The organism is Anaerobiospirillum sp. NML120511, assembly GCF_023050955.1.
Taxonomy (GTDB): Bacteria; Pseudomonadota; Gammaproteobacteria; order Enterobacterales; family Succinivibrionaceae; genus Anaerobiospirillum.
Genome location: NZ_JALKIK010000075.1, coordinates 1 through 10,516 on the forward strand (window position 1 = coordinate 1; position 10,516 = coordinate 10,516).

Consider the following 10,516-nt stretch of genomic DNA (forward strand, 5'->3'; position numbering starts at 1 on the left):
GACCGGCGGTCTGCAGCCGCTTAATCAGCCCCGGCATGGCAGCATTAGCGCCATGCTCAACGAAATAAGGGGCTGGTTCAGGCTCTGCAACTGTAATGAGCAGAGCCTGCCCAAAAACAGTCCAGACTGTCTTAATCCAGCAGGAGGATCCCTGTAGAGCCTCTGCTGAAGTAAACACACAGATTAAACTTTACCTGCGCCTTATCAGGCGCCTCCTTAAACCGCATCCTGCGCATATATGAGGGCAGAACAGGCCCTTATCACAGACACCTGTCAGCGGTTTACAGTGATAATTTGAAGGATCACGACTATGTTAATGGAAAAAGCCCGCTTAGAATTAGTTGAGTTTGGTAAGAAGCTCGTTACTTCCAATCTGACCAAGGGCACCGGTGGCAACCTCTCCGTTTATGACCGTGCTGCCGGCACTGTAGCCATTACTCCAAGCGGCATCGATTTCTTTGAAATCACCCCTGAGGACATTGTCATTATCGATCTGGACGGCAAGACCATCGAAGGCACCCGTACTCCATCCTCCGAGTGGGAAATGCACCTGATGCCATACCGTCACCGCACCGATATCGATGCTGTTATCCACGCTCACACCACCTATGCCACCGTACTGGCCGTACTGCGTCAGGATCTTCCTCCATCACACTACATGGTTGAGGTTGCAGGTCACAATGTTCGCTGTGCTCCTTATGCTACCTACGGCTCTCACGAGCTGGCAGTAAACGCCAATGAGTACATGAAGGACCGCCGCGCTGTTCTGCTGGCTAACCACGGTATTCTGGCCGGTGCCAATGACCTGCTCAACGCCTTTAACATCATTGAAGAAGTTGAGTACTGCTCACAGATTCACTGGATGGCCTCCTGCATGGGCAAGCCAGTTATCCTCCCAGATGAGGAAATGGAATTAATGGCTGAGAAGTTCAAGACCTACGGCCAGCGCAAGGCCAAGGACTAACAGTCTGCAAAGCTTAAGGTCCAGAACCTTAAGCCAGTGCAGGAGCGCTATTCCTGCACATATATACAAGGGAGCCCGGCACCAGCCGGGCTTTCATGTATACGGCTGCTCATACTGACATCTTAAGGGCAGCCGTCCGGCCTTTCTGGCTCAACATCTCCACTGAACTCCAGACTGGCCCCAGCCCTGCAAAGTCAGGCATTTGGCGCTGCCATGTACCACATAAGGTTCAGCCTTATGATGCATCTGGCCGCCAGAGTATTCACATGGCCCTGCCATGATCCCAGGCTGCTGCTGCCATCATTGACGCTCCGAACCCGTCAGGCAGTAAAACCTCACAGCCCCGGCCATAGCAGCATCCTGCACAGCTGCAGCAAAAACTCAATCAAAGGCCGCTACAGATCATGTCCGGGCCTTTTTGCCCGGCTGTGCCCTTCATGCCAGCAACAACCTGCCAGCAACCACCTCCGAGCCATCACAGTCTCTGGCCCCTGCCCTGTAAGCGATCTCTCGACAGCCATCTCCTTGAACCCGGCTAAGATCTCACCACCTCATTCCCTGCCAGCAGAACTTAACACCAATGGAAGTGCCTTGCTGACTCCTGAACTGTCCATTGCCATACAATGCCATGCCTGCAATGCAATGCCATGCAATGCAATTCCATGCCATGCCTTCACCACTGCTCGAAATGGCAGTGCATTGTCTACACTGCTGCTAACCAATAGCAATACATTTCAAATGACAATGGTTTTTATCGGACGCACAAGCAAGGCTGACGAATAATCCATCATAAATCAGGGATTAATCAGACGCTGTACATTGCCTGACAAGGACTTGTTCTCGCGATGCCCCTCCATGGTACATACATGAGCAAAGTTTCATGCACAGTGCTAAAATCAGATCTCAACAAAGCAAACAAAGAGCTTAAGACTTCTTAAGCCCCAAAGCGGTCATCCCCAGGGATAACCGCTTTTTTCATGTCATAAATCAGCAAGCATATGCCTGGCCCTGACATTAAGCAGATGTCTTGGGGAATTTAAACCGCATACTTATCATGTTTTATGAGTATTGTCGTTCCATTGATTTGCATAGATATGGAGCAGCCACGCCGCTTGCTTGATGAAGGAAGCCTTTATTTATCAGGATTCTTTTGGCAGGGGTATCTGCAAGAAGCAAGTCATACGCCCCTTAGTGACATCTGATAAAAGCTGATATATATGCAGTTTTTATTCCTGAAACTCTCTGCTCAATGTCAGCCGTAAGCATCCACACGCATCCATACGGCATATCACAGGCAATTGTCCGGTATCTGCAGGCAGACGTACGCATCCGTACAGCATAAAAGATATGAACTGAGATGGATGCCTTATCCCCATAACATCACAGAGCAGCTCAGACCAGAAAAGCTGTGTCTGATCTTTCTCATATCCCTGACCAGACCACCTTTGAGCAAACTCCTCTGCGGCCTTGATTCGCTCAATGATATTACTCATATAACTGTTCCTTAAAGAATCGTACAGTTGCCAGGCTGTAGAGCTCCTGCAGATGAGAGATACTAACCTGAATAACAGGCATATTCAACTGAAGTAATACCGTTATTTATCGCAATATCACATGCAAAAAGGGCAGTCACCGTATAAACGGGACTGCCCTTATCAGCACTTAGTTTTTGAGGATGAATTATCCAAATTATGCTCATGGAGAGCCCGGCTCGTGATGAGCACACAGCCGTCTGATGCAGCTTAAACAGCTGACTTTCAGCAGGCTTTAAATCTACTACCCTGCAGCACCTGATATCTTACATGCTCCATAAGCCTGTATGAATGCCCCGGGAATCTTACATGCTCCATAAGGCTGTAGAATGCCCCGGGAATCTACCATGCCCCCGCATAACCTGTTATGAGGCCCTGTGTACCAGACTCGGCCCAGTATGGCCTGCTATTATGCCGTGAATACCATTCTTACCAAGGTCTGACCTGCGATTAGGCCATGGGGACATACCATCAGTCCTGTCTGACTTCTTTATGCATTGTCAGCCATATCGTTTTACAGCGCATCATAACACTTTCTAAAACAAAAAAGACTGACATAATGTTAACAAAACACCACTCATGATGAAGAGCCAGCCGGGCTTGAAAATGTCTGTACGGAAGATTTTCAGGTATCTGCAGGTGGGTCCACGGTCTGCCGCCAGGACTGGCGGCAGTGTGGGCTGGGAAGCCATTGCAAGGCGATCTGCCCGGGGAAGGCAGTCGGAGGGTGGCAAATTGTCAGTTATGCTGCCGGATGCGACAGTTTCAGACAGCAGATTGAGCTGCCCTGACTGTCGCACCGGTGGCTCTGAGATATGCCATTCATATGTTCAGAGCCGTACTAACAGGATAAACAGTGAGCTGATTAGCGGTATAAGCAGACGCTGATGGCAGGATCGTTCATGTTGTCCTTGTTGTACCACAGAGCGCCAGTGTCCACGTCCTCAACCTTCTTGCCGTTTACGGCCTCAACTGCCAGACGTACTGCCTGATAGCCGATCTGTACAGGGTTCTGGGTTACAGCACCGGAAAGAATGCCTGCTTCCATGGCGTCAAGTACCTTGGTGCCGGCGTCAAAGCCTACAGCGATAACCTTGTCAGAGCCCAGCTTGTCCAGACCTTCATTGGCGGTAATAATGGCATTGGTAGCGAACTCGTTGGAACCGTAAATGGCAATCAGATCGCCCTTCTCAAGAATAGCGGATGCTACGGCAGCTGCGTCAACGTCCTTAACCTCAGCTGGGATACCTACTTCCAGGATTACTGGAGCGCCCTTCTTTACAGCACGCAGAGAGTCGTGACCCTCAACAGAAACCTTGTCAGCACCAACGATCTTTACGAAAGCATCAACAAAGCCCTTGGTACGCTGTACGATGGACTGGGAGTTGGACTCCTGAGCAATAACACCGATACGTACAGGCTTGTCCTTGGTAGCGGCATCAACCTTGGCCTTAATCATCTCATGGAGTTTGCTGGCAGCCAGACCACCTGCAGCGGTGTTGTCAGTAGAAGCAGTTGCCTTGATGGCGCCCTCTGGAGCATCAGGTACACCAGAGTCAAAGCCAATCATAGGAATGCCTTCGTCCTGAGCCATCTGAATGGAGTCAAGCATGGCACGGGTATCAAGAGCTGCAAGACAGATAGCATCTGGACCGGTGGCGATAGCGGCATTGAGGTACTCTACCTGCTGAGCGATGTTGGACTCATTGTCCGGACCCTGGAAGTCTACGGTAACATCAAACTCGTCTGCAGCTTTCTGAGTGCCCTGCTCTACAGCCTTCCAGAACTGATGCTGGAAGCCCTTGGCAACTACGTTGATGTGCATATCAGCAGCAAATACACTGCCGGAGAATAAAACAGTGGCGGCACCTAAGGCTAAGACTAACTTCTTGAGCTTCATAAACAAAACATCCTTATAAGACTTGATAAATTCAGAGAGCATAATCAGCACTCTGCCCTGTCCATCTGCGAAAAGCCCATCATACATAAAAGGGCGATGAAAAGGGATGATACGAGCAGCATCATATGCAGTCTGCATCATGACAGCAGACAGAAAGCTGTCATGTACAGGTAACACAGTCGGATCATTCTATCCGTATGTACCTGTCATCAGCTGTATGCACAGGCCTGACGGTAAAAACTAAAGTGCAAAGATCGGTCAGGCGGTCAGACAGCGGAATCCGTTACAGAAGTAAATTGATTGTTACAGTTTATGCGTGTACCGCTGCGGGCTCCCGGCTCCACTGCGGTCGGTTAAATAAAGACGAGACATTGGCAAAATACTTAACAGCATCACGACCCGAGGCTTACAGCACCAATGCAGCTGGGGCTGAGCCTGGCGCTCTGTGCCAAGGCGGTACAGCTGTATCTGAGCCAGGCACCCTGTGCCCAGGCAACGCAGCTGTGGCTGGCTTGCGGCCTGATGAGGCTGTTGAGTACTTACTGGCATTGCGGATCTTACAGCATCCGCATACTCTGTTGTTAAGTTGAAATAACGATATTAACTGAAGGGAATTTTCTGGTCGGCGCCCATTAACTTTCACCTGCGGACCATGGGTCCGTCGCGCCGCTTCTTATCCTTTTGAGCCTGTCTCATGATAAGAGAAAAGCCCACGCTCAGATGCAGTTTCTGGCAGTCATATTTGATTTGTGTGATGTGCATCGCGTTTAGCGTCTGTACTGCACTAAGACGCATGCGCATGCGCGATTCAGGGCGGCATAACGCCCCATTTATGCCCACGTCATGGCCTGTTTTGAGGCACTTGCTGTCCTGTAAAAGGCGCATGTCATTTGGGTGTCCTGCTCAATGTTTAACAGGCAGGTCGACAGTAGAAATCGGGCAGACTCAGGCTGCTGTTTCAGCCCTGCTGCAGGCGCGGATTGAGTGCAACTAATCGCAACTGTTCGCGCATTTGAAATGCCTGAATTAACAGGTGATGTCGCCGGGCACTGGCCCAGCCAATGCCAGAGTGGCTAAGCCCACTCAAGGGCGTACCTTGGCGGAGCAGTCGGGAGTTTCCCTGAACTGCTCCTGACCTGTCAGGCTTTTGAGCCTTATCGGGCTTCTGGCTTCGGTCCTCATGGGGCGCACAAACTGTGCGGCTGATGAGCTTTTTCAAGGTAGCGCCCTTGCGACATCTTGATGTGGCAGCTTTATGGTCTGGCATCTGAGTTAAGAGCATCAGGTGCAGACCTGCTGGTGCTGCCTGCCTTCTCTTGCACCGTGTTTAAGGCTGGTATGAGAAGGCTGTTCCGGCCCCATAGTGGAGTGACATACCTGAGGGTCGATCCGTCATCAGTGCCGGGGCTGGCCTGATGCTCTGTCGACCGGCTGCCCTGTCTCAGGCTGCTGCAAACTCAGCGCGATGACGTGGGGACATGCCGTATCAGAACTCCCGGGTCAGTACAGGACTTACCGCTTACGCGAGCCTTATCAGGCAAGACCCTTACGCTTGCGGTTGATGATGTCAATGTACACGGCAATTACCAGAATAATACCGGTGATAAACATCTGATAGTGGCTCTGTACACCAATGTATGGGAAGCCAATCTTAAGTACGGTCATGATGAACACACCAAGTACCGTTCCCAGAATTGATCCCACGCCACCGGCAAGCGAAGTACCTCCGATTACCACACCTGCAATGGCATCAAGCTCAAAGCCGTTACCGGTATTTGGCTGTGCGGTAGTAAATACGGCTACATAAGCGATACCGGCCAGAGCGGCAAAGAAGCCGGAGATTACATAGGCAATGGTCTCGTAGTAGTCAACGTTAATACCTGACAGACGGGTAGCCTCACGGTTGGAGCCGATAGACAGAATGTAACGGCCTACCTGAGTACGGTTGAGCACCAGAGCCATGACTACTACAGCAATTGCCAGCAGGATAAAGCCTGTTGGGAAGTTGCGTGGCAGGAAGCCATCACGAGAGGTAATCATAAAGAGCTCACGGAACCAGGCGCCATCTGCTGAACCCTGAGGGAAAGAGATGGTCTTGGTACCTGAAACGATGGAGCCCAGACCACGGGACATCATCATGGTGCCCAGAGTGGCAATAAAGGACGGCAGTCCCAGTCGCGTTACCAGCAGTCCATTAATAAGACCGAAGATAACACCAGTTGCCAGCATGGTAAGCAGTACCAGAGGCATTGGTGCTCCGGCCTCCATGAGCGTACCTCCCACCAGGGCCGAGCAGATAGCTACCGTACCAATGGACAGGTCGATACCGCCCGTGGCAATAACGAAGGTTACGCCAATGGCCATAAAGGCAATGTAGTAGGCAGACTTTGAGATGTTGGTGAAAGTTGTAGGCTGCATGAAGCGATCAGTCATGAGCGCAAATACAACACAGATAAGCACGAGGGCCAGCACTACAGCGGCCTGCTGGTTCGATACCAGCTTTTTGATTTGATCCACAGGAGACTCCTTTTCATAACACTTTATCCTGCAGTCAGGACTGTCCCTGCTCTGCTGCTGAAGGTGAGCTCAACTGCTCCGGCTGTTGCCACTGTCGACCGTACCTTATGCAGGCCCGCCACAGGCGTTATGGTTACCAGGTGTTGAGCCCTGATCAGCTGTGAGGATAAGTTCAGAGTTCAGCCGGTCGTTTCCGGCTGTGTGTATGCATTGATTTCGACAGTCCCTGTACCGGCTCATGACCCGGAGGGCTGCTGATCCTGAAGCTCAGCTCCTGGAGGGTATGCTGCGCGCCGGGCACAGCCCCTGGAGGGGATGCTGGGCGTCGGGCTCAGCCCCCTGAATAGGGGTGATGGGCGCCAGGTTCAGCACGACTCCGGCAAAGTGGTCACCGGGAAACACCGGCAGCACATATGCTTACCGGTGCCTGCCCTTAACAGGTCCTGCAACAGCAGGACATTCTGTTAACAGGGCCGGTACAGCCGGGACTGACAGTTAACGGGTTGCCAGGGCCATGATCTTTTCCTGAGTTGCCTCCTCAATAGGCACGATTCCGGTGAGTCTGCCTTCGCACATTACAGCCACACGGTCGGACATACGAAGAATCTCAGGGAGCTCAGATGAAATCATGATAATGGCCTTGCCCTGCTTGGCCAGGGTCTCCATCAGATTGTAGATTTCACTCTTGGCGCCTACGTCAATACCACGGGTTGGTTCGTCGAAGATCAAAATGTCACTGTCATCAGTAAGCCACTTGGCAATAACCACTTTCTGCTGGTTACCACCGGAGAGCTTCTTGATGATCTGCTTGACACTTGGAGTCTTGGTTTTCAGCTCACTGACATACTTTTTGGAGACCTCTTCGGTCTTAGCCTGGTCAATGAAGTTGAATCCTGAAATGAACTTGGCCAGGGAAGCAATAACAGTATTCTCCTCAACTGACTTGTCTACCAGCAGACCATAGCGCTTTCTGTCCTCAGACAGATAGCCAATGCCATGGGCTACAGCATCCTTTGGAGAGTTGATCTTTACTTCCTTGCCATCAATGAAAATCTGACCTGAATCCATGCGGTCAGCGCCGAAGATAAGTCGTGCTGTTTCAGTACGTCCTGCACCCATCAGACCGGAGAAACCAATAATCTCGCCGGCATGCACTTCAAATGACACATCGCGTACAAACTTGCCACGGTTAAGCTTCTCGCAGCGCAGCAGTACCTTTGCACCTTCAGGGACCTGGGATTTGGTCTTTGGCTCAATAAAGACTGTTCGACCTACCATCATCTTGATGATATCGTCCTTGGTACAGCTCTTCGCATCAAGCACGCCCACGTACTCACCGTCACGCATGATGGTGATACGGTCTGAAATTACGTTAATTTCATCCATGCGGTGGGAAATGTAGACAATGGCGGCACCCTTGGAACGCAGGTCACGAATTACACGGAAGAGCTCTTCAATCTCATGATCTGTAAGGGCTGCAGTAGGCTCATCAAGAACGATTACCTTGGCATTCTTGGAGATAACCTTGGCAATTTCCACCATCTGCTGCTTACCAACAGTAAGCATGCCTACCTTTACTGAAGGGTCGATATCAACATTAAGGATTTTGAACAGCTCCCGTGCCTTGTCCTCCATGGCCGCATCGTCGATGAACATGCCGTTCATGGCCTCGTGGCCGATAAAGAGGTTCTGAGCAACTGTCAGATCCTTCATCATGTTGAGTTCCTGGTGCACGATAGCAATACCTGCTGACTCTGATTCAGCTGGTCCGGAAAATTCGACATCCATGCCATCGTAAAATATTCGGCCCTCATCACGCGTATAGATGCCGGTCAGAATCTTCATCAAAGTAGATTTACCGGCACCGTTCTCACCCATCAGGGCATGAACCTCACCTTCATACAGATCAAGTGCGCCGTTCTTTAATGCGGGCACTCCGTTGAAGGATTTCTTAATTCCCTGCATGGACAGAATAATATTAGCCATACTCAGTCATCCTCATACCCGGTGATATCAATGGCAAGCGCATCAGGCAGTGCGCAGATTCAGGCTTTTAACGTACATTCTGTACGCTCCGGAGCTGCTGCGAAAAATCAGATCCGGGGCTCAAATTCCATATACCAGTCTGCCCTCAGGGCAGTTACTATTCCGGGCTGCACTCTCTTTCCCAGGCTCAGGCAAAAACTCAAAAACCTGAAAACACTCTTAAATCTGCAGCTGCACAGGCCGGGCAAACATACCCGACTGAATTTACCTTTTGATACTGCGCTGCAGTATGTGTTCTGTAGGGAAAGCAGCCATGGTCACCTTGCGGTGCCGGCTGACAAGAGACAAAACCATCCCGCCGTGCAAAGTCCGGCGCTGATTCCTGCCTGCCTGCAGGTTTCTCCATAAAATCTTATGTAAGATGTTTCTTCCCTGAAAAGAACCGTACCTGACTGAACTGACCGCCCATGCGCGTTTACCGGTACATCTGCCACTGCTGCAAGGAGGAAACAGCAGCTCTGGCATCTGAAGTCCGGCATGGCATCTGCTGCGGCCCTGCGCTGCAGCGCCTGCTCATGCCCGGAGCATTCATTTCAGGCCGGTTCCAGGATTAAGGAGAGGTAACTATGGAGAAAAAGATGGTCCGTAAGTTTTCAGGCTCTTAACGTCCTGAAAAAACCACACCCGCCATGGGCAACAGCCATCGGCCATTGCCCGCAGCGGGTGCAAAGTATCTATCAGTCCTTGGCCTTACGCTGACCGTAAGTCTTGAACTTCTCAGCCATTAACTCCATCTCTTCATCAGGGAGAATGACTGGTTTGCCCATGCATGAAGCCATCCAGTGGATGTGAGAACAGTACTCCACCTCCTCAATGATGTTAAAGGCATTGAGAAGGTCATGGGCACCGGCCAGAATACCGTGGTTGGCAAGAAGCACGGCACGGCGGTCCTTCATGTACTCATAGCTGTTTACAGCAAGTTCATGGGAGCCGTAGGTAGCATAAGGAGCGCAGCGTACGTTGTGACCGGCAACCTCAACCATGTAGTGAGATGGAGGCAGGTCCTGACGCAGTACAGCCAGCACGGTAGCATAAGTGGTGTGGGCGTGAATTACTGCATCAATGTCAGTACGGTGACGATAAGGCATGAGGTGCATTTCCCACTCGGATGAAGGAGTGCGGGTGCCCTCAATGGTCTTGCCCTCGAGGTCAACAATAACAATGTCCTCAGGGGTAATCTCAAAGAAATCGATGCCGCTTGGGGTAATGGCTACAGTGCCATTGGCGCGGTCAAAAACTGACAGGTTGCCGCCTGTTCCCTTGGTCAGGTTGGCGTGAACCAGCTTCTTACCGTATTCAACCAGATCGTGGCGGGCTTTCTCCATTAACATACGTTTATCCTCTACTGCCTGATTTAAGGCATTAATTCAGTGCTTGCAGTTCCCGGCCTTACGGGGCAGTCTCACTTTTGAAAACTGTACCTGCTGGCCGGGATGTAAGGCAGCGCAAGTATCTGATGCACAAAAAGCTAAATCAGAGCTGGCTGCCTCCATAAGGCTGCCCTAAGGCAGCCCGGTTAAAAGCTGACGGCGTTAAGCCGTAAACTGTGCGGCGTTT

At 51.1% G+C, this 10,516-nt stretch carries 6 protein-coding genes; 1 reads left to right on the forward strand and 5 read right to left on the reverse strand.

Features of this window, described 5'->3' with window-relative positions; all coding sequences use genetic code 11:
* Positions 1-310 precede the first annotated feature (310 nt).
* Positions 311-964, forward strand: coding sequence for an L-fuculose-phosphate aldolase (locus tag MXE39_RS12445; protein WP_246979019.1), 654 nt, complete (start codon positions 311-313; stop codon positions 962-964).
* 1,226 nt (positions 965-2,190) lie between these two features.
* Here MXE39_RS12445 and MXE39_RS12450 read toward each other — a convergent pair.
* The 5 genes from MXE39_RS12450 to MXE39_RS12470 all read right to left on the reverse strand — a co-directional run bounded on the left by MXE39_RS12450 (position 2,191) and on the right by MXE39_RS12470 (position 10,290).
* Positions 2,191-2,457 carry a hypothetical protein gene (locus MXE39_RS12450; protein WP_247074189.1) on the reverse strand — a complete coding sequence of 89 codons (267 nt, stop codon included), beginning with the start codon at positions 2,455-2,457 and terminating at the stop codon, positions 2,191-2,193.
* 904 nt (positions 2,458-3,361) lie between these two features.
* Positions 3,362-4,438: an ABC transporter substrate-binding protein gene (locus tag MXE39_RS12455; protein ID WP_247074191.1), complete on the reverse strand. Its 1,077-nt coding sequence runs from the start codon at positions 4,436-4,438 to the stop codon at positions 3,362-3,364.
* Positions 4,439-5,929: 1,491 nt separating this feature from the next.
* Positions 5,930-6,913 carry an ABC transporter permease gene (locus tag MXE39_RS12460; protein WP_246979017.1) on the reverse strand — a complete coding sequence of 328 codons (984 nt, stop codon included), beginning with the start codon at positions 6,911-6,913 and terminating at the stop codon, positions 5,930-5,932.
* Between the two features lie 495 nt (positions 6,914-7,408).
* On the reverse strand, positions 7,409-8,899 hold the full coding sequence (locus MXE39_RS12465; protein ID WP_246979016.1) for a sugar ABC transporter ATP-binding protein: 1,491 nt from the start codon (positions 8,897-8,899) through the stop codon (positions 7,409-7,411).
* Positions 8,900-9,636: 737 nt separating this feature from the next.
* A complete protein-coding gene (locus MXE39_RS12470) occupies positions 9,637-10,290 on the reverse strand; it encodes an L-fuculose-phosphate aldolase (protein WP_246979015.1) in 654 nt (217 codons plus the stop codon).
* Positions 10,291-10,516 lie beyond the last annotated feature (226 nt).

Coding starts and splice junctions, on each gene's coding strand:
- MXE39_RS12445 (WP_246979019.1), top strand. CDS start 311: ATGTTAATGGAAAAAGCCCGCTTAGAATTAGTTGAGTTTGGTAAGAAG.
- MXE39_RS12450 (WP_247074189.1), bottom strand. CDS start 2,457: ATGAGTAATATCATTGAGCGAATCAAGGCCGCAGAGGAGTTTGCTCAA.
- MXE39_RS12455 (WP_247074191.1), bottom strand. CDS start 4,438: ATGCTCTCTGAATTTATCAAGTCTTATAAGGATGTTTTGTTTATGAAG.
- MXE39_RS12465 (WP_246979016.1), bottom strand. CDS start 8,899: ATGGCTAATATTATTCTGTCCATGCAGGGAATTAAGAAATCCTTCAAC.
- MXE39_RS12470 (WP_246979015.1), bottom strand. CDS start 10,290: ATGTTAATGGAGAAAGCCCGCCACGATCTGGTTGAATACGGTAAGAAG.